Source organism: Flavobacterium aquidurense (genome assembly GCF_001404985.1).
GTDB classification, from domain to species: domain Bacteria; phylum Bacteroidota; class Bacteroidia; order Flavobacteriales; family Flavobacteriaceae; genus Flavobacterium; species Flavobacterium aquidurense_B.
Genome location: NZ_JRLF01000007.1, coordinates 88,647 through 110,097, shown reverse-complemented (window position 1 = coordinate 110,097; position 21,451 = coordinate 88,647). Strand labels below are relative to the sequence as shown.

The 21,451-nt window shown below is 28.5% G+C and carries 21 protein-coding genes; all 21 read right to left on the bottom strand.

Annotated features, from left to right (window positions below):
• Positions 1–103: 103 nt before the first annotated feature.
• Positions 104–2,071, bottom strand: a complete 1,968-nt coding sequence (locus RC62_RS04815) for a polysaccharide biosynthesis protein (RefSeq protein WP_055093145.1) — start codon at positions 2,069–2,071, stop codon at positions 104–106.
• A gap of 84 nt (positions 2,072–2,155) precedes the next feature.
• Complete coding sequence (gene rfbA / locus RC62_RS04810) at positions 2,156–3,040, bottom strand: glucose-1-phosphate thymidylyltransferase RfbA (RefSeq protein ID WP_055093143.1); 885 nt, start codon at positions 3,038–3,040, stop codon at positions 2,156–2,158.
• 59 nt (positions 3,041–3,099) lie between these two features.
• A complete protein-coding gene (gene rfbD / locus RC62_RS04805; RefSeq protein ID WP_055093142.1) occupies positions 3,100–3,945 on the bottom strand; it encodes a dTDP-4-dehydrorhamnose reductase in 846 nt (281 codons plus the stop codon).
• Complete coding sequence (gene rfbC / locus RC62_RS04800; protein WP_055093140.1) at positions 3,945–4,493, bottom strand: dTDP-4-dehydrorhamnose 3,5-epimerase; 549 nt, start codon at positions 4,491–4,493, stop codon at positions 3,945–3,947. Before rfbC (RC62_RS04800) ends, rfbD begins: the two co-directional genes overlap by 1 nt.
• 27 nt (positions 4,494–4,520) lie before the next feature.
• The gene (locus tag RC62_RS04795; protein ID WP_055093138.1) at positions 4,521–5,660 is read right to left on the bottom strand and encodes a DegT/DnrJ/EryC1/StrS family aminotransferase; all 1,140 of its coding nucleotides are present in this window, start codon (positions 5,658–5,660) and stop codon (positions 4,521–4,523) included.
• A complete protein-coding gene (locus RC62_RS04790) occupies positions 5,653–6,078 on the bottom strand; it encodes a WxcM-like domain-containing protein (protein ID WP_055093136.1) in 426 nt (141 codons plus the stop codon). Before RC62_RS04790 ends, RC62_RS04795 begins: the two co-directional genes overlap by 8 nt.
• Entirely contained in the window at positions 6,078–7,040 is a 963-nt protein-coding gene (locus tag RC62_RS04785) for an MraY family glycosyltransferase (protein WP_055093134.1), read from the bottom strand. The genes RC62_RS04790 and RC62_RS04785 overlap by 1 nt, the downstream gene beginning before the upstream one ends.
• Before the next feature lie 3 nt (positions 7,041–7,043).
• On the bottom strand, positions 7,044–7,940 hold the full coding sequence (locus tag RC62_RS04780) for an NAD-dependent epimerase/dehydratase family protein (RefSeq protein ID WP_055093132.1): 897 nt from the start codon (positions 7,938–7,940) through the stop codon (positions 7,044–7,046).
• On the bottom strand, positions 7,941–8,759 hold the full coding sequence (locus tag RC62_RS04775; RefSeq protein WP_055093129.1) for a glycosyltransferase: 819 nt from the start codon (positions 8,757–8,759) through the stop codon (positions 7,941–7,943).
• 12 nt (positions 8,760–8,771) lie between these two features.
• Positions 8,772–9,803, bottom strand: coding sequence for a glycosyltransferase family 4 protein (locus RC62_RS04770; RefSeq protein ID WP_055093127.1), 1,032 nt, complete (start codon positions 9,801–9,803; stop codon positions 8,772–8,774).
• A gap of 179 nt (positions 9,804–9,982) precedes the next feature.
• Positions 9,983–10,954, bottom strand: coding sequence for a glycosyltransferase family 2 protein (locus RC62_RS04765; RefSeq protein ID WP_167343845.1), 972 nt, complete (start codon positions 10,952–10,954; stop codon positions 9,983–9,985).
• A 16-nt stretch (positions 10,955–10,970) separates the two neighbouring features.
• The gene (locus RC62_RS04760) at positions 10,971–12,008 is read right to left on the bottom strand and encodes an EpsG family protein (protein ID WP_055093123.1); all 1,038 of its coding nucleotides are present in this window, start codon (positions 12,006–12,008) and stop codon (positions 10,971–10,973) included.
• Between the two features lie 124 nt (positions 12,009–12,132).
• Complete coding sequence (locus tag RC62_RS04755) at positions 12,133–13,194, bottom strand: hypothetical protein (protein WP_157472360.1); 1,062 nt, start codon at positions 13,192–13,194, stop codon at positions 12,133–12,135.
• A 33-nt stretch (positions 13,195–13,227) separates the two neighbouring features.
• The gene (locus RC62_RS04750; RefSeq protein WP_055093120.1) at positions 13,228–14,313 is read right to left on the bottom strand and encodes a glycoside hydrolase family 99-like domain-containing protein; all 1,086 of its coding nucleotides are present in this window, start codon (positions 14,311–14,313) and stop codon (positions 13,228–13,230) included.
• A gap of 103 nt (positions 14,314–14,416) precedes the next feature.
• Positions 14,417–15,355: a glycosyltransferase gene (locus RC62_RS04745; RefSeq protein WP_055093118.1), complete on the bottom strand. Its 939-nt coding sequence runs from the start codon at positions 15,353–15,355 to the stop codon at positions 14,417–14,419.
• Positions 15,352–16,287, bottom strand: a complete 936-nt coding sequence (locus RC62_RS04740) for an NAD-dependent epimerase/dehydratase family protein (RefSeq protein ID WP_055093116.1) — start codon at positions 16,285–16,287, stop codon at positions 15,352–15,354. Before RC62_RS04740 ends, RC62_RS04745 begins: the two co-directional genes overlap by 4 nt.
• Before the next feature lie 22 nt (positions 16,288–16,309).
• Positions 16,310–17,317, bottom strand: coding sequence for a glycosyltransferase (locus RC62_RS04735; RefSeq protein WP_055093114.1), 1,008 nt, complete (start codon positions 17,315–17,317; stop codon positions 16,310–16,312).
• A complete protein-coding gene (gene wzx / locus RC62_RS04730) occupies positions 17,305–18,729 on the bottom strand; it encodes an O-unit flippase-like protein (RefSeq protein ID WP_055093112.1) in 1,425 nt (474 codons plus the stop codon). Before wzx ends, RC62_RS04735 begins: the two co-directional genes overlap by 13 nt.
• Positions 18,730–18,739: 10 nt before the next feature.
• Complete coding sequence (gene rfbH, locus RC62_RS04725; RefSeq protein ID WP_055093110.1) at positions 18,740–20,044, bottom strand: lipopolysaccharide biosynthesis protein RfbH; 1,305 nt, start codon at positions 20,042–20,044, stop codon at positions 18,740–18,742.
• A complete protein-coding gene (locus RC62_RS04720) occupies positions 20,034–20,912 on the bottom strand; it encodes an SDR family oxidoreductase (RefSeq protein WP_055093107.1) in 879 nt (292 codons plus the stop codon). The genes rfbH and RC62_RS04720 overlap by 11 nt, the downstream gene beginning before the upstream one ends.
• The gene (gene rfbC / locus RC62_RS04715) at positions 20,913–21,449 is read right to left on the bottom strand and encodes a dTDP-4-dehydrorhamnose 3,5-epimerase (RefSeq protein ID WP_055093105.1); all 537 of its coding nucleotides are present in this window, start codon (positions 21,447–21,449) and stop codon (positions 20,913–20,915) included.
• Between the last annotated feature and the right edge of the window lie 2 nt (positions 21,450–21,451).

Here is a 21,451-nt window from a genome sequence, read left to right as displayed (position 1 = left end):
ACAAGATTTTTATTCGTTTATAAATTATCCAGAAAGCAAAAAGGCGTTTTAAAAAAACACCTTTTAATATTATTTAGAATAAAATTCCATCTATTATACGAAACTACTTGTCTAAGACTTCAAAAGCCGAATTCATACTTTTGAACTCCGGAACAATTTTTTTCATTTTAGTTACAATATCGTCATTGTCATAAAAATCAGCGATCCCTATAAGCTCATCAATTTCGATATGTAAATTTTCATACTCGTCTTGTATTTCCTGAGCGATCATGATTTTGTTATGATATGTCGGTAACGTTTTAGAAGTATCATTTAATAATTCTTCATATAATTTTTCTCCAGGTCGTAGTCCCACAATTTTTATCTTGATCTCTTTATCAGGAATAAAACCTGCAAGTTTGATCATTTTTTTTGCCAAATCTATTATCTTAACTGGTTTACCCATATCAAATATATAAATTTCACCGCCATTACCCATTGCACCTGCTTCGAGAACTAATTGACAAGCTTCAGGAATAGTCATAAAATAACGAATAATATCCTGATGAGTGATTGTAACCGGTCCGCCTTCTGCAATTTGTTTGGTAAACAAAGGAACTACTGATCCATTTGATCCTAAAACATTTCCAAAGCGAGTTGTAATAAATTTGGTAGCTCCATCAACATTTTCTCTCTGATTTTTTAAAAATAAAGATTGAACATATTTCTCTGCTATTCTTTTACTGGCTCCCATTACATTACTTGGGTTAACAGCTTTATCTGTTGATACCATAACAAATTTTTTGACATGGTACTTGCAGGATAAATCAGCCAGGTTTTTAGTTCCTTTAATATTAGTCTGAATTGCTTGTGACGGATTTTCTTCCATCAAAGGAACATGTTTGTAAGCTGCCGCATGAAAAACAACATGTGGGCTGTAATTTTTAAAAACTTTATCTAATGCTTTTTTGCTTCTTACATCTGCGATTACAGCTACAATTTTTGTTTCAGAACCTAAGGTTAATGTTTCTAGGCAAAGATTATGAAGTGGCGTTTCGGCATGATCTAAAATGATGACCATTTTAGGATTAAAGCCTAATACCTGTCTTACTATTTCACTCCCAATTGATCCCGCTGCTCCTGTAATAAGAATCGTTTTATCTTTTAATTGTTTTGAAATTGATTTACTATCCAGAACTATAGGTTTTCTTTCTAATAAATCTTCAATCTGAATATTCTTTACTTTTTGAGATATTTCTTTTTGATTTTCCCAGTCTGAAATCAATGGTACAGTATATACTCTGTAATTGAATTCTAAACATTGGTCTACTATAATTAATTGTTCTTCTTTAGACAAACTTTTATCAGCAATAATTACGCCTTCTGCTGCTACAGAACGCATTAAAGCGGGTAATTTTTTTCTTAAAATCAAAATTGGCAAATCTAACATTCTTTTAGATGCATTCTGATTATTTTTATCTACAAATCCAACAATTTTAAATCTCGAAGGTGTCTCAAATTTTAATGCATTAGCCACTGAAATCGCATTAGCATCAGTTCCGTAAATTACTGTTCTAATTAATTTAGAATTGGTTTTTTCTGAAAAATATAATTCGAAGGTTTGTTTTACTATCACGCGATATAAAAACAAACCACAAAATGACAAGACTAAATTGATAAAAAGGGCAGTGTTTAAAAATGCTTTATGTCCTGTATATAATTCAAAAACTAAATTGAAAAATAAGAAAAACACTAAAACTGACATTTGAGAAAATAACAGTTTTATGGCATCAATATAAGAAGAGTGTCGGATAATACCGGAATAAGTTCTAAAGAGCCAAAAGAAAAAGACATTTATAGTAATTAGACTTGAAACAAAATAAAACTGATGCGAGGTAATTATATATCCTAATGCTGTTCCTTCAAAAAGCATATAAGTAAAAGTAAACGAAAAAATCAATACCATTACGTCTATAGCAATAATGATCCATCTAGGCAAATAGCTAAGATTATTAATACTGCTTCTTAGATTCCTTGGCGAGAAGAAATTATGCAACAAAGAGGCTATTTTAGTTTGTTTATCTGTATCCAATTTGGTTTTGTTTGATTTTGTAAACTACACATAACTTACAAAAGTACAAATTAAAGGTTTTAAAAAATTAATTCTTACTGTAAATTAGATTTTAACGCCTTTTTTCTTTTGTTTTAAAAATTCTATCAAATAAGTTCCATAACCTGATTTAAGCAATGGTAAAGCAAGTTCTTCAAGTTGGGAGTCATTTATAAATCCTTGTCTCCAGGCAATCTCTTCAATACAGCCTACTTTTAATCCTTGTCTTTCTTCAAGTACCTGAACAAATTGTCCTGCTTGCATCAAACTATTAAAAGTTCCTGTATCCAACCATGCTGTACCTCTGCTTAAAATTCCAACCTTTAAGGATTCTTTTTCAAGATAAACCTTATTGACATCCGTAATTTCATATTCTCCTCGGGCACTTGGCTTTATATTTTTTGCAATTTCTACAACAGAATTATCGTAGAAATACAAACCCGGAACCGCATAACTGGATTTAGGCTCAAGTGGTTTTTCTTCAATAGAAATTGCTTTATAATTTTCATCAAACTCCACTACTCCATATCGCTCAGGATCTGAAACATGATAAGCAAAAACTACTCCACCATTTGGTTTTGTATTTGATTTTAAAAGCTCTTGCATATTAGAACCGAAAAATATATTGTCTCCTAATATTAAAGCTACGTCATCATTACCTATAAATTCTTCTCCAATAACAAATGCCTGAGCCAAACCATTAGGAATTGCTTGTTCTGCATAACTAAACTTACAACCCAAACTGGAACCATCTCCTAGTAATTTTTTAAAATTTGGCAGGTCATGTGGTGTTGATATAATTAATATTTCGTTTATACCAGACATCATTAAAGTTGACAACGGATAATAAATCATTGGTTTATCATAAACCGGCATCATTTGCTTGCTCATGGCAAGAGTCAACGGATGTAAACGAGTGCCAGAACCTCCAGCTAAAATAATTCCTTTCATAAATCTTATTTTTAGATTTTTAGATTCTTTCTTACCGAAACTAAAATCAATATCTTTTATTATTTAAACATTTTTTGCAAACTCTCCTTATAATTGGGAATATCTAAATTATAAAAAGTTTTTATTTTTTTCTTATCTAATAATGAAAATTCCGGACGCTTTGCAGGAGTTGGGTATGATACTGAAGGTATTCCCCCAACATTACAACTATATCCTCCTAATTCCTTTATACTCAACGCAAACTCGTACCAACTTATTTCGCCTTCATTTGAATAATTATAAATCCCTGGAATCCAATTAGATGATTTTAAAATAGTGATCATTGCCTGAGCTAAATCAGCAGCATATGTAGGAGAGCCTATTTGATCATTAACCACATTAATACTTTCTCTTTCTTGCATTAAGCGTTGCATGGTTTTAACGAAATTATTTCCGAATGTACTATATACCCAAGAAGTTCGTATAATAATTGAATTGGGATTTTCTTTTAAGCAAGCAATTTCACCCGCTCTTTTACTAGCTCCATAAACGTTTACAGGATTTGTTTCTTCCTCTTCATTTAAAGCGATTGAAGATGTTCCATCAAAAACATAATCTGTAGAAATATGAATTAATCGAATATTATTCTTAAAAGTATATTTTGCTATTAATTCTACTGCCAGATGATTTACAGCAAAAGCCAGTTCTTTTTCTGTTTCAGCTTTATCAACTGCTGTATAAGCACCACAATTAAAAATTATATTGGGCTTAATTTCTTCTAATTGATCTTGAAGAACTTCTAAATTATCTAAAGTGATTATAGTTCTATCGGCAAAAATCCATTCGTATTCCGAATAATCTGATGCCAAAACAGCCAGTTCAGATCCTAACTGTCCATTTGCTCCTGTTACAAGAATTCTCTTCATTAAAATAAGCTGTTACAATTGTCAATAAAAGGAAGAATCTGGTCTTTCTCAGAAACGATTGCCTCTTCTAAATTCATTCCCCAATCAATATTTAAAGAGGGATCATCAAACTTAATTCCACCTTCAGAAGCTTTATTATAAAACTGATCACATTTATACATTACAGATGCTGTCTCGCTAATAACTGAAAATCCATGAGCAAAACCTTGCGGAACTAATAATTGCTTTTTATTTTCTGCCGATAGTAAAATACTAAAAGATTTTCCGTAAGTAGGCGAATCTTTTCTTAAATCTACTGCAACATCAATAATTTCACCTTCAAGAACACGAACTAACTTTGTTTGTGCAAAAGGCGGATTTTGGTAATGCAAACCTCTTAAAGTTCCTTTTTTAGAAAAAGATTGATTGTCTTGCACGAAATCTATATCAATTCCCAAATCTTCAAATTTAGTTTTACTGTATGACTCAAAAAAATAACCTCTTTCATCCCCAAAAACTGTTGGCTCAACAACTACTAAATCTTTTATAAACGTTTGTTCGATTTTCATATTAAAATATAATTCTTTGTTTTTATTTTAATTAAAAAAGGTTTGTATCACTTCCTTAATTCTATTTTTATCTTCAATTGTAAGATTTGAACCTGACGGCAAACATAATCCTTTTTCAAATAAATCTTCAGCGATTTTATTTCCATAATAAGGATATTTTTCAAAAATTGGCTGCATGTGCATTGGTTTCCACAATGGACGTGTTTCAATATTTTGATTTTCGAACGCTATTCTTAAACTTTCTGCGTCTATACCTTTTTCTTTATTTGGTTCTATTAAAATGGTACTTAGCCAATAATTTGAAGTGTAATCGTCATTAATAACTTTAAAAAGTTTTACACCTTCTAATTTATTAAATACTTCTTTGTAAAAAGAATGATTTTCTCTTCGGGCAATCACATTTTTATCTAAAATTTTAATCTGCCCAAGACCTATTCCTGCGCAAATATTACTCATTCTATAATTATAACCAATTTCACTATGCTGATAATGAACGGCTTCATCTTTTGATTGAGTAGCATAAAAAATTGCTTTTTCTTTTAAATCAACAGAATTCGAAATCAATGCACCTCCACTAGAAGTGGTAATTATTTTATTACCATTGAATGAAAGAATTCCGAAAGTACCAAAAGTACCACAACTTTTCCCTTTATATGAACTTCCAAGAGCTTCAGCACTGTCTTCTATAATTGGAATTTGATATCTATCCGCAATAGCGTGTATCTCATCAATTTTATAAGGACTCCCGTATAAGTGGACTGTAATAATTGCTTTAGGCTTTTTGCCTTTTTTAATTCTGTCCTTGATCGCTATTTCAAGGCTTTCCGGACAAATATTCCATGTTTCTAATTCGCTATCAACAAAAACAGGAATCGCATCCTGATATAAAATAGGGTTCGCTGAAGCTGAAAAAGTCATACTTTGGCAAATAACCTCATCTCCTGATTTTACTCCTAATAAAATTAAAGCCAAATGAATCGCCGAAGTTCCCGAATTTAAAGCAGTAATAGACGAGTCATTCTTGAGATAATTTTCTAAAACATTCTCAAATTCATCAACATATGGTCCGCCAGATGTTATCCAATTTGTTTCCAGAGCTTCCTGAACATATGCTTGTTCAAAACCACTTTGTTGAGAAAGAGATAAATAAATTCTTTTTTTATCCATTTATTTTCCAATAATCTGCAACAAATCGAACATCATCATCACTAACATTTGACAGTGGCAAAGTGGAAAATGAAATTAGTTTTGAATCTTTTTCTAAAGATTCTATAGCATTCGCATAACCTGAAGGTATATGAACTATTTTGCTGTCACTAGCAGAAACAATTATAGTTTCAACAATTAAATCCTTTGAGGGATTTTCCCAATTATCAATTTTAACAAAATGAATTTTAAAAGATCCATTTAAACAATAAAAATTTTTAGCATCTAATTTATGTCCTTGCCAGGCACGAATTGGGTTTTCATCAGAATTACTTATGATGTAGAACCTTTCAATATCCTTAAAACTAAAATCATTTACAAATGAAATAGTTCCACGATGATCTGAGAAATCCCCTCCTTGAATTATTTTAGGAATCATTAATTTAATTTTGAATTGCTTTTGTTTAACAAATAAAATTTCAAAGTATAGACTAAAAGCAGAGGTACGATTATGATAATAAATAATAATAAGTCCTGCACTTTTTGATATAGAAACACCACTATCACAGAAACTCCTGCCTGCGTAATAGCATAATATAGAGATACCAATCTGTGTTGAATTTTACATTCGTTACTTAAAACCTGATATAAATGCAAACGATGAGCCTGAAAGATATTCTGTTTTAAATACAAGCGATGTATTATAGTGCAAATAGCATCTACTCCATAAACAGCTAGAAACAAAAGCCATATAACTGAATTCGTTACCAGAATAAGTTTCAAAACCAAATAAATAACCCAAAAGGCGATTGCAATACTACCAATATCACCTGCAAAACATTTTGCTTTTTTTCTATAATTAAAAAACAGAAAAACCAAACTGGCAATCATTGCATACTTTATAAAAACAGCATCAATAAAAAATTGAATATTTTTATTAACGTATAATAATGAGCCCATAACTGCAAGAGTATACAAACCGGTTATTCCGTTAATACCATCCATAAAGTTATAAGCATTAATTAACCCTATAGCCAGAATGTAAGTAATTATAATTCCATACACTGGCATTATATCAAAAACTCCAAGATCATAGAAAATTAGCGTAATGGCTAAAAAATGAACTGAAATTCTAATTTTGTTAGATAAACTTTGAATATCATCCCAAAAACTAACTAAACTAACTAATGTAATTCCGATAAAGAAAAAGTAATTATTTTCAAGATGTTGTATAAAATATATTAAGGAAGAAAACCAAAAAATTATTCCACCACCTCTTAACGTAATTTCGGTATGGGAGCTTCTTTCGTTTGGTTTATCAATAATATTAAAATGATTGGCAACTCTAAAATAAAGTAACATCAAAATCATTAAAAGAATTCCAAGTATCGTGTATTGCATTGTTTATTTTATGAAGCTTTTTATTGTTTTTTCTAATCCTTGTTGAGCAGTGTTAGGAAGGCTATTAATCCCCATTGCAGTTTTAATTTTTTGATTTGAAACTCTATAGTTTTCGGTTAGCTTTTGTACTGTCTCAGAATTCAAGGGAAGTTTTATTAAATCACCAATTTTAGCAATTCCATTTATTATTTGTTGTGGAATTGCAATTGATAAGTTTTTCTTATTTGAAACCGATGCAATTATTTGAACTAATTCATTTGTTGATAAAACCTCATCATCTGCAAAATTATAAACTCCTGAAATAATGTCTTTATTTTCAAGAATTTCTTTAATCATAAAATTAAGATTATCAATTCCTAAAAATGATCTTTGGTTTTTAAAAGCTGCTAAAGGATAAGGAATTCTTTTTTTTACAACATTATAAAGTAAATTTAGATTTCCTTTATTACCAGGACCATGAATCATACATGGTCTTATTATAAAAACTCTCTTTCCTTCTGGAATTGCTTTTGATAAGATATATTCCTCTGCTTTTAGTTTAGATTCTCCGTAAGGGGTTTTAGGATTTGGTTTAACGTCTTCATATAAAATCTCAGACACATCATCTGCAACTGCTTTTACACTACTGAAATAAATAAAGTCTTTAATATCACTTTCTAAAAAAGCATCAAATAATTCCTTAGTTAAATCGGTGTTGACTTTAAAATATTCTGAGGCATCACTTGAGTTTTTTGTATCATGTGCTTTTCCTGCAAGATGAATAATTGCATCGGCATTAATATCATTTTTCCAATTTAAATTACGCAAAGAAATTTTATCAATTGAAAAACTAAGATTTGACAAATAATTAGAGAGATTTTCACCAACAAATCCAGATGAGCCTGTAATCTTTACTTTCATTTATTTAAATTGAGCTAGTGCTTCCTTATTAATCTTCTTTCTTTCAGTATCGAAAAACCATCCCCATTTATTAAAATAAGTTATCGCTGAATTTATGAAAATCCTGAATAATTTACTGCTTTTATTAGCTCCAGAATCATAACCATGATAGACTGAAACTAATGGAAAATATATCGTTTTATAATGTTGATGCATTCTTCTTGATAAATCCCAATCTTCAAAATACATGAAAAATTTATCATCATACATCCCAACCTTTTTAATAGCTTCTAAATTTAATAATGTAAAACATCCTGAAAGTACTGGAGCGTGATAAATCATGTCTTTTGGCACTTGCCTTAATTCATATTGATTAATAAACTTTTCATAAGATCTGGCTGGCTTTTTTAACTTCCTCCATAATATACTGAATGGACTAGGTAATAATTTTGGCAAATTTTGAATAGTTCCATCTAAGTTTAATATTTGTGGCATCATCATTCCAATTGATGAATCTTTCACCATATAGCTAATCATTGGCAAGACAACATCCTGATCAAAGTAAATATCAGGATTAATTATAAAGTGATATTTTATTCCTTCATTTACTGATTTTTGAATAGCAATATTATGAGATGCTCCGAAACCTGGATTTGATGGATTATGGATATAAATTGTTCTCGAATCTTTTTTTAAAGTTTTTAAAATATCTGTCGGTGAATTATCTATAAGGTATAACTTAACATTTAAATTCATATTGAGAAAAGATGCAATTGCATCTTCCAGAATTTTTTCATCGCTGTTATATAGGACGATAGAGGAGCTTATTTCTTTATTCAAAATGTAATTAAATTAATTAAACAGATTTGCAATCATTGTATTATTCGATTCATAAATCATTTCTTTATCATAATAATCCAAAAACGGTTTGTCGAAAATAAAATCATTTGACAAAGTGTCCTTAATTGCTTTCAAAAACTCTTCTTCATCGTCTAATTCAAAGAAAAAAATATTTTTAGTCTTAAACTCCATAAAAGCAGGAATCTTAGATGCGATTACAAAGGTACCGGAGCGTAATGATTCAAGGACAGGCAAACCAAAACCTTCATATTTTGAAGGAAAAACAAATGCAATTGCGGATTTGTATAATGCACTGAGCTCTGCATCAGTAATAATTCCTGTTGCAATCACATTTTTAAAATTTTCATGCCCTTTACCTGCTAAAACGAGAGGGGGAAGATTCGAGTTATTGATAAATATATCAATAATAAAATTGATGTTTTTATGTGGCCTGTTATTACCACAATAAAAATAAAAACCTTTATCTTTTAAATTATATTTTTCTAAAATAGAATAATCTTCTAATTGTACTATTTCAGAATCTTCAGGTATATGTATTGAATCGTATCCATAATAATTAAACACATCCTTACGCGTTGTTTCAGAAACACTTACAATAACATCAGCATTCATCAGCGATTTTTTAACAATATAATTAAAATAAAAAATCTTCATTTTATTTAATATTACATTTTTACCAAAAAAATTATCTACAAAATGGAACATTAAATCGTGAACTGTAACAATATTCTTAACGTTTTTAATTTTATAAACTAAACCTGAATAAAATGGGATATGTAAGAGTTCTAAATTATGATTCTTTATAAAATTTGGGTAATAAAAAAAATGAAATAAATTAAATGGCTTTAATTTCGTAAAAATCACATTGCAATCACTGTAAGCAAACTTTATATCATTTGTTATTAACAAAATATTTTCACTACCATATTGAGAAATATAATATTCAATTAGAAATTCAGTATATCTAGAAATTCCTGTATTATGATTCTTATTTACTAGTCTACAATCAACGCCAATCTTCATTTAGTTTGATTTATTTTTTAAGTTATTTTTTGATTTAGAAAATCCCGTTTTTATGATCAATCTTTTTTTATAACACTTATTAGATTCATATCCAATAAAATATTTTCTTTAAACAAATCTCAAATTTAATTTATGAAAAAAAATAAGAATTTCTAATTATAATAGATTATAATCACTACTTATAACTTATTTATTGTATCCCTTTTTGACACGTTAATCAAAACAAGGTAAAATACAATCGTTGACATGAAAGAATGTCTTTTTATTTTGTTCTTTACACAATATCGAACAAATGCAATTTTATTTCCCTTCAATTCCTCTAAATATCCTGTAAGTAATTTTAAATTATCAGGCAATAATTCATTATTTAATTGCTCTAGAAACGCAACCAACATTTTGATTCTCCTACATTCCACTTTCTTTAATCCTTCCCAATTGGTAAAGAGTCTCTTGAAACGAGATACATAATGATGATCGTGATAATTTCCTGAAACATTATTTCCATGTTGTCGATATAACATCAATGGAATTTCTAAATGCCTTATATTGGCACCTATACCACTTGCAACCAAAGCAATCCAGTAATCATGATTTTCTGCCTCTCGAGGTATCATTACACACTTTTGGGCTAATGCGTAATTAATCATCATTGTACAGCCGTAAACTGTATTCTGAACAATCAAACTATTAAACGAGGGAAACGAAAAAGTTTCTCTTATGTTTTGAATATTCTTAGGTAATTCTTTTAAATTATCATCTGCATATAAAAAATCAGAATATAACATTGCTGGCACTAAATCTTTATCAATAGCGCTTATCATTTTTTCAATCTTATCCGAGAACCAATAGTCATCTTGATCTGCAAACATAATGAAAGTGGCTTCCTCTAATACTGCAACATCTAAAAGTCTAGCAAAATTTTGACAGGCTCCTTTTACTTCACTTTGTATTTTATCTTGTATTATTCTTACTCGCTTATCTTTTTCATTAAAAGATTCGATAATCTCTAAAGTACTATCTGAAGAATTATCATCTCTAATTAACAAAACCCAATTTGTGTAAGATTGAGCAACAATGCTATCAAGTTGTTTTTCTATATACTTCTCACCATTATAACAAGCTAACAATATATAAATCAAAGGTTCATTCATAAAATTCGGCATGTATTTAACTAATTAATTTTGATCTAAATAAATGGATTAGAATCATTCCTAATGCCCAAAACACGACCAATAATCTGGAAACAAACTTAGGAGAAATTGTATAGGATAAAAATGGGATTAATATAATTTCTACTATTTCTAATAAACCACTGATGCGTCCGGCAAACACTGGTAAAGTAGCTAAGGCAGCATATGAAGATAAACCAATACCATAAATTGCCAACAAAATCAAAGTATACTTATTATGAAATAACAATAATTTATGTTTTATTAATAATAAATAAAAAATAAGCACATTTACCAGGAATACATAATTGAATACGTTAATTTCAGTCAAAGCATTTTCAACTCCAGATTCTTGTAAAGCTACGTATAGATCTATTTTTTCTTGAACTACCGGAATAGGTAGAGCCATAATAAGATTTGTTTTAAAAAAATAAATAATACAAGAAATTGGTATTATTATGTATAATAAAAAAACAAGTATTCGATCTTTAATTTTAGGCAAAAACCATAGAGGTAATATTACTAAAGCAGATATATGAAATAAAATCGCCCATATGCTAATAAATAAGAACTTTTTGAGATCTCTATCATAAATTGGTTTAATGCAAAGTAATAACAATGCCGAAGCTACTCCAGCTCGTATTTGTATCATATCATGCAAAACAAAAAAATTACCTATATATACTATGATGGATAAAAACCACAGTTTGGATAATTGTTTTATTGCTGCAAATTTAAGTGTTACTCCTAAAATGGCATAAATTATAAATATATAAATAGGATAAGGACCAAATAAAAAAGAAACCATTTTTGCTAAAAAAACAAATGTTGGCTCTACAAATAAAAAATCCTGATCATAGAAATAACGAATGTAAACTTCATAATCCGGATTTCCTTCTTCACTACGAAAAGCTGCAATTAGTATTAGCAATAAACCCAGAAATAAGAATACAAAAATTTTAGTCACACTGTTCCTCCAAGGGAAAAGTGCAATTAATGATACTAAAAAGAAGGTTAAAAATAATATTGCAATCATATAATTTCAGTACAAGAAACTTTATTAATTACAATATAAAAAAGTATCTCTACTGTAATAAAAATAAACATTTAGGCATCTTTTATTATAAATAAAAAAGAGTAAAATCTAAGACTTTAGATTTTTATTCAAATTTTAAGGATTGTAAGACAAAATCCCATTGATAAGATTTTTTTATAAGATCAGTCGCTTTTTTCATTTTTATTATATGCTCTTTATCAATATCTTTTATTATATTTTTCCAATTAGAAAATGAGTTAAATAATATCGCATCATCATTATAAAATACATTTTGTAATTCTTTAAGAGGTGTACATAATACAGGTAAACCTGCAGTTATATAAAATGAAACTTTTGTAGGAAAACATAAATTATAGTAAAATCTATTTTCATTATATGGAATTATGCCTATATCACATTTAGAAACTATATAATGAGCAATTCCTTCCTCAAAATTACCAAGGTATATTATATTTTTTGGCAATTTAATTTCATTTAACCATTCTCCTTCATTACCTAAGACAATAAGAAGATTATCTTCATTATCAGTAAAAATTGTTAGTAAATCTTCTATCTGTCTTCCTTTATTTAAACTTCCTGCGTAAACGAATTTCTTTTTATCACTTTCCATCCATTTTTCATCGTTATAAATAATAGAATAATCTTTAAGTTCTGGTGCTCCATTAATAATAACGCTTGAATATTTAGACAAAATATTATACTTTTTACTTGTATAATATTTCATTTCATGTGATGCAAAAATATAATAACAGTCTTTAATAGTATACAACCTTTGCTGCAAAAAAGAAAAAAAATCATCCACAAACAACTCAAGATCAATAGATTGCTCATAAACAAGGTCGTTTACCTCTATTGTCAGTTTATTATTTTTCGAAACTTTCGCCAGCAAATGAAATACTAATTTTTGAAAAAAATTAGCTTTCATAAAAAAAACTGGAAATAAGATCCATAAACTTCCCTGATGAATAAGTATGCTTCGATTTTTAATAAAATACAAAGTGCAAATTGTTTTTACTGCAAACCAAAATCTCTTAAAAATATTTTTACTATAAATATTTATTTTTAATGCATCTAAATCTGAAACTCGTTTATAGAAAGCATTATTTCTAGACATACCACCCTCTATTACAGATTCAGATAAATGATATATGTAATATCTTTTCAAATTTTAACTTATTTAGTTAAAGGTTATATAGTTTTAATATACAATCTCTTTTTTTAGAGCTTCTAAAAATTGCATTCCATATTTTAAATCAGGTTCCATGTAATTCCCTTCAGCCCATTCATTCCAAGATTTAAGAAATATTACTTTATTTTCATCTTCTTTATTAGAAACCATTTTTACGACATCTCTTACATGTTTACTAAAAACACTAGGATTCGTTTTTGTCATAACTAATCCTTCTATACCACTCCTTGGAGTATGGTCCCAACCTGGAATAATGCTTGGAAACACATTTTCCTGAGTATCTTCAGTTTTGGAAAGAAAGTATTTTGACATCACTTCATAAGGATATGCCAAAGCAGAACCTCTTAATAGTCTATTTAATCTACCCTGAACTTTCTGATAAAAAGTACGATGATTGATAATATAATTATTTAATCTAGTTGTATTAACTGCATCTACACCACTATTTTTGATATCTTCTAAACTATTTTTCATATCATTATGGTGTCCTATAAAATAAATGCCTTCTAATTCATTTTCTGTAGCCAATTTCCTCCAAGTTTCCATAAAAACAAGAACTTGTGGGTCTCCTAAAGGTTTATAAATCATAAATATAGGTTTGTTATTTATTTTTATATATCTATGATCTTTAAAGGCAGGTAATACTTCATAAAAATGAGCGATGTAATCTTCAACTCCAGGATAAAGCTGTTCAATTAAAATATTACGGTTTGTCATACCATGTGCAAAACCTTTCCATGTTTCATTTGCCCATGCTAAACAAAATGGAAAATCAGGTTCTCCGGAAGTAAGAACTTCATTAAATGGTCGCTCTATAAGTCTTTTACCATTACCAAACCAATAATGCCAATAACAAAAACCTTCAACACCATATTCTCTTGCCATATCAGCCTGTGCTTTACGAGTTTCTGGTACACGTAAATCATAATATCCTAAATCAGCAGGTACTCTTGGCTGATAATGACCTTTAAAAAGTGACTTTGCTTTTCCTACATTAGTCCATTCTGTGAATCCCTTTCCCCACCATTCATCATTTTCTGGTATGGGGTGATATTGTGGCAAATAAAATGCTATTACTCTTGCTTTTGTTTCCATTAATTAATTACAATCCTAATAAAGTTTAATTATTATAATTTTTCTTGTGAAGTGATTTCTCTAGTTTTTGAATTATTTACTTAAAAAGTGCTATTGTAAAAAATTAGTCTTTAATAATTTTCATCTCGACTAATTTTTCTCTTAGACTAATTTTAAAAGCTGTAAAATATGCTAAGAAAACTAATAAATAATAATGTGAAATCGAATAATTTGGGGCTACGCTTTTTCTTATATCTAATAACTCAAAAGTATAATCATTTTGTTTTATTTTTGTATTATAATATGATATGACTAAATAATTATAAAAAAGATCTTTTTTTATTTTTTTGAATGTATTTAAAGTTATTATTTTTTTTTGTTTAGCCTCATTTATTATAGATAAATAATCAATGCAAAAGGTTTTAAATAAATTATATCCCCCTTTTCTTGGAACTTCCTGATTATTAAAAAGAGTAATATCATTAATTACAAACGTTTTTTTATTACTAAGGAGCAACAACAAAGAAGTTTGGGGAAACATAGGATTTAACTCTTCATTTGAATATTTATCTAAATCTTTTTTCCACATAGAGAAGCCAGTACTCCATGAATTCCAATAAGAAAGTTTAGAACTAAATAAGTCAAATGAATCAAATAATTTAATATCATGTTCGTTCAAATGGCCGTTAGTAAAAAAAACTAAAGGTTCTATGTTTTTGTTCGCTTTAATAAAAGAAATCATTTGACTTAAACTTCCTTTATTTAAAATTGTATAATTATTATGTAACTTTAAAAACAATCCATTACCCATTTTTAATGCATTAGCTGAATTCAAAAACCCTTCGCATGTAGTTTTGCTATAAACAATATTTGGATATTTTTTATAGGACTCTAAAAGCAATACTAATTCATTGTTTGTAGAATTATCTGAAAGAATAACTTCAAAATCTAAATAATTTACCTCACAATCATCATATATACTATCAAGAGTTTTTTTAAGAATTTCTATACGCCCATTCGTTGGAATACAAATAGACAGAAAAATTTCGGAGATTGGATTCATATTGGCTTATCACTTGATTCATACAATAAAAAGTTCTTTATTCCAGTTTCTAAAGATGTATATTCAAAATTTATTATATTCTTTAATTTTGAAATATCTAAAATAATAGAAGATGCATCAACTGCCCTATTTTGTACATATTCAACTTCAATTGTTTTATCAACTATTTTTTTGAGCATTTCAATTATTTCATTTACCGAGTGACCATTTCCTGAACCTATATTGTATATTTCTCTACTTGTAGCCATATTGATTACATTAATTACAATTTCGACGAAATCATCAATATAAATATAATCTCGAACAACACTTCCATCACCCCAAATTTGTATTGTTTTTCTATTTAAAATATTATGAATACATGTCGCTATTAATCCTTGTTTACCATACAAACTTTGACCTATTCCGTAGGGATTAGAAGGCCGAAGAATAATATAATCTAAACCAGATTTTCTACTCTCAAATTTTATTGACTCTTCCATTAAAAGCTTAGCCTGTCCATAGTAGGAGATAGGTGCTAAAAGATGATTTTCTGACAAGGATCCATTCAAATTCTCACCATAAATCGCACCACCAGAAGAGAAAAAAATTAATTTAATGTTTAATTCTGAAAACAACGGCAATAAATTAATTGTTGGTATTACTACCTTTTCAATATCTTCAACATATTGACTTTGAGAACTCGAAGGAATTAGTGATGATGCTAAATGCAATACCACATTAATATCGTTTTCTAAAATTAAATCCTTTATTACATCGACTTGATTTAAATTCCCATAATATAAGTTAATCTTTTCTTTAATAACATCAAGTCGATCGACATAAGAGCCCGGCAATTCTAAGATTGAAACCTCATTTCCGGCCAACACCAGTTTTTTAGCAATAGCTGCACCAATAAAACCTGCTCCGCCAATTAATAGATATTTACTCATATTTTTTATTTAATCTAATTCTTTAATAATCCTTCTTAATAACTAAATTCATTAAGTGAAAATACTTAATATAAAATTTCCAGATTATTTTCATTAATTTATTAACTTTTAATTCCTTCGATCTTATAAAATTTTGATCTTCCTTTTCAATAAAAATTTCCTTTGCATAGAATTCAATTTCCGAATTTATTTGAACATCAATTATTTTTGATAATATTAATCTAAATGGTTTATTTAAATGTAAAATTGCATTATTCTTTATTATTCTTTCCAACCCAAACCAGTTAGTAAATGCTTTAGGATTTAGAGTTTCATTTTTTTCAAAAATAATTACAGCTAAAGGATCATTTTCAATCATTATAGCATTAAAATTCGATATTAATTTTTGATTAAAATCGTAATCACTTATAGGATACATTTCAGGATCAAATCCTCCAAGTTTATAGACAATATCTTTTTTTATTAATGCACCAGAAATATGATAGTTTCCACAAACAACATGCAAAGAATTAAGTCTATAATAAGTTTTCTTTTTAAAATTTAAATTAATTGTAGAAGTTTTTCTTTTATCATGAAAAAATGTCGAGTGTATAATTGCATCTTTCTTTTCAAACCTCAAAATATCTTTACTTACAGTTTCAATGAAATTTGGTAAAAAATAATCATCATCATGTAATTGAATTATCCATTTACCTTTAGCTAATTCTATTCCTCTATTCCAATTAGCCATCATTCCAATATTTTCACTATTTACATAGTATCTGAAATTGTGACCATTAAAATCAATATCTAAATTTTTTACATCTAAATTTTTTATACTTTCAGGATTATTATCCATAACTATGATTTCATAGCTAATCAATTCTTTATTTTGTTGACTTACAACACTTTTAATTGCCTCCTTTAATAGATCTATACGATTATATGTAGGTATTATTATTGAAACTAAAATATCATTTTTTATTGAGTTTTCAAACAACAGTAAACTTTCAACTTGTGAATATTTAGCATTGTATTTTAGTATTTCCATTTAATAGATTTAATAAGTAAAAATAAATTTGTAAAACCATCTTTGATAATTTCAACGTAAGTTGTTTTTAAAATTTTGGAAGCTTCATATGGCCATTTCCAATTATTATAAGATAACTGAACTAAAAATTGAATTAATACCATATACCAAACATTTGCATCAATAAAACTAAGAGTTAAGTAGGTTATGATTAAAATGGAAAATCCTGATAATATTGATGGATATAGAAAAGGTATCTTATTTGAAAAAGTCATTATATTCGCCGCTATCGAATGTTGAATTTCAAAAAAACTAACCAGCATTATAACTGCAATCAATGCACTGGACAACATTCTGGTTTTGCTGTTTATTGCTTCAAAAACATATTCACCTAAGAATAAAGTAACAGTAGTTGATAGTGTGAAAAATAAAAGTATTAAAACCAGCGACAGACTCCATTCTTTTTTTACTACATCTAGCTTACCTTTATAAAAATTATAAATCATTTTAGGGTAAACAGTATTAAAATATATCAAAGACGCAGAAGAAACAAAAGAAACAATTTGAAGAGTAAGTCCATATTGAGCGGCAATTTTCAATGAAAAAAAACTTGTAACAAAAAACTGCCCCATCTTATTGATAAAAAAAGATCCGATCGATACAAACCCCATCTTCTTAGCATTAAACCAAATTACCGTTACAATTTCTTTTTTTTGATCAAATGTTGCTTTATTGTTTTTTATAATTTTTTTTATCCAAGAATCATAAAAATAATGAACTAAAAATATTCTTTCAATTATACATGAAATGAATAAGGCACTAGCAATTGCAATTAAACCATACCCAAATAACAATCCTAGATAGGCTATGATTATAAAGGCGCCATTATAAACAATCTGTGCCTTTTGTGCATGTTTTATGTACCCTCGTCCAGTTAATAATGTGGTTAAATATAAATAATAAATTACGGTAACGGTAGCAATAACAAATATGCTCCAAGCAATCCAAACATTATGTTGAAACAGCAATGTTTCGGATTTAATAACTGTATATAAATAAAATGTACCTAATGTGGCGAGTAAAAATAACCCCACAAAAGACAGAATTGTATATATAAATTTAATGCTAAAAATTACCCTTGAGAGAAATGACTCATTTACTTCGCCATTCATGTCTGCAGAATCTTCTACAATACCTTCTTTTTGTAACTGTGTTGCTCCTGCAAAAACATAGGTAACATTTCTTATTATAGTACTGGAAAAACCAAAATCAATTAACATTACTAAAGATGAAATCGAAGCAAATAAATACCATATAGCTAATTCTTCTGGAACCAGAGTTCTTAAAACTATTGGTAATATAAATAAATTTGATCCAAACCTTAATATTTGCGCTAAATAACTCCAAACTAAATCTGCTTTGCCAATTTTCAATTTAAAGTTTTTATGCGTTTAAATATTCTCTTATAACGTTCGCAATATAATCATAGTGCGTTTCATTCAATCCTGGCCAGACTCCTAACCAAAATGATTGATTCATAATTATATCTGTATTCGATAAATCTCCCACCACTCTGTGCTCTATATTTGCGTAAGCTGGCTGTCTAAGTAAATTTCCTCCAAACAATAATCTGGTACCTATTTTATTCTTTTCTAAGTGTTGAACTAACATATGACGGTCGTTAGCATCTCCTTCACGAAGAGTTAACAGAAACCCAAACCAAGATGGTTCTGAATTTGGAGTTGGTTCAGGAAGAATGAAAACTTCTTCAAACTCTTTCATTCGCTCGTATAAGGCAGCATAATTTTCTTTACGTCTTTGTACAAAATGATCGATTTTGTTTATCTGGGAAACACCAAATGCAGCTTGCATATCAGTTACTTTTAAGTTAAAACCTATGTGTGAATAGGTATATTTATGATCATAACCATAAGGCAAAGTTCCTAATTGTTGACCAAAACGGCATCCACAAGTATCATCCTTTCCTGGTTCACAATAGCAATCACGTCCCCAGTCACGGAAACTCTCAGCTAATTTTGACAAAATTGGATTATTAATTAAAACTGCTCCTCCTTCACCCATAGTAATATGGTGTGCGGGATAAAATGAAAATGTAGAAATATCTCCAAATGTACCCGTTTTTTTACCATTATATGTTGCACCTAATGAGTCACAATCATCTTCAACAACCCATAAGTTATATTTTTTAGCAACTCGCATTACTTCATCTAAATCGAAAGGGTTACCTAAAGAATGAGCAATCATAATTGCTTTTGTTTTAGGGCTTACAGCAGCTTCGATCATATCTGGTTTTACATTATGAGTAGCTATATCAACATCAATAAATACAGGAATTGCACCAAATTGAATAATAGGATTTATTGTGGTTGGAAAACCTGCAGCAACAGTAATAACTTCATCTCCAGGCTTAATCGCTCTTTCTCCTAATTTTGGAGAAGTTAATGCATAAAACGCTACTAAATTTGCAGATGAACCTGAATTAACCAACAAAGAACGATGTGCTCCAAAATACGCTGCAAAGTCAGCTTCAAATTTGTTAGCAAAACGTCCGGCAGTTAACCAACCATCCATCGCTGCATCAACTCCATTTAATATATCTTCCTCATCAATGATTTTACCGGTAACTGATACATAATCAGTTCCAGGAACAATTACTTTACTAATATTTTTTTTAATAGATGGTAATAATTGTTCTTTTAAATCATTACTAATGTTTTTATATTCCATTTTTTATTGTTTTTAAAATAAAAGCATCCACATTTGTCAATTCAAAATTTGGATATTCTGTTATAAATTTATTATTTAAAAGCCCTCCTAACAAAGGTCTTTTTGCTTTTTGTTGTAAAGATTGCGTCGAAATTGCATTTAGATTCAAATCATCAGCCTCAGAAAAATATGATTTAACTTTACTTGCCAATTGATATCGGTTATAATAATCAGTAGAAGAAAGATTGTAAATCCCTTTTTTTCCATCAGAAATAAGCAAATAAAGCATTCTTGCAATATCTCCAGCATAGATAGGAGTAGCAAACTGATCATAAGGAAGATTAAATGTTTTATCTGTTTTTGACTTAATTAATGTCAATAAATGCGCGATAAAATTTTTAGATCTTTCTTCCTCTCCGTATACATTAGTAATTCTGGCAATTATATAATCATTAAGCCCCTGAACTATACCCTCTGCTTCTAATTTATGTTTTCCGTAAACATTAGTAGGATTTGGTACTTGATTTTCTGTATATGGTCCATTAATTCCATCGAAAATATAATCCGTAGAAATATAAACTAATTTTATATTTCTACTTTTACAGTATTCAACAACAAGTTTTGTAGATTTTACCGTTAAATTATAGCTTTCCACAATATTTTCTTCACAGTAATCAACATTTGTTAATGCTCCACAATGAATAATGGTATCTGGTATAAAGTTATTATTTAAAAAATCAAATCCATCTTTACTAAGTGGATCAAAAAAAACCGTTTTATCAGTTTCGAATTTTAAATGTGTGCCAATTACAGAAAGTTGTTTTTGAGCAAAATAATTTAAACAATGAGAACCCACTAGTCCGGAAGCTCCAATTACAAGTATGTTCATTTAAAAATATTTTTTATTTATATCAAATGGTAAAAAATCTGAGTCTCTTTCTGAAATAATAATATCTTTTATTGGAAGAGTAAACCCAACCGAATCCCATTTAATACCTCCTTCACTTTCTTTATTTTGCATTGTACTGGTGTGATATTCTACAATTGTATTTTCTTCTAAAGATAAAAATCCATGAGCAAAACCTTTTCCAATATATAAGGCCTTACGATTAACTTCTGAAAGTTCAATTTTTAAATACTTACCATAAGTTGGAGAAATCGATCTTAGATCAACAACAACATCTAAAATTTTTCCTTTAACGACATAAACTAATTTATCGTGATCATGAGGTGCATATTGAAAATGCATTCCTCTAAAAACATTTTTATTTGAAACAGAAAAAAAACTTTCTTCAAAACTCCAGTTCAAGTTTTTTTCAATAAATAAATCCTTATGAATTGTTTTCACAAACTCTCCTCTATGATCTGTAAATCTTTTATACTGTATAACAAATAAATCATTAAATTCAGTGTCTATTATTTCCATAA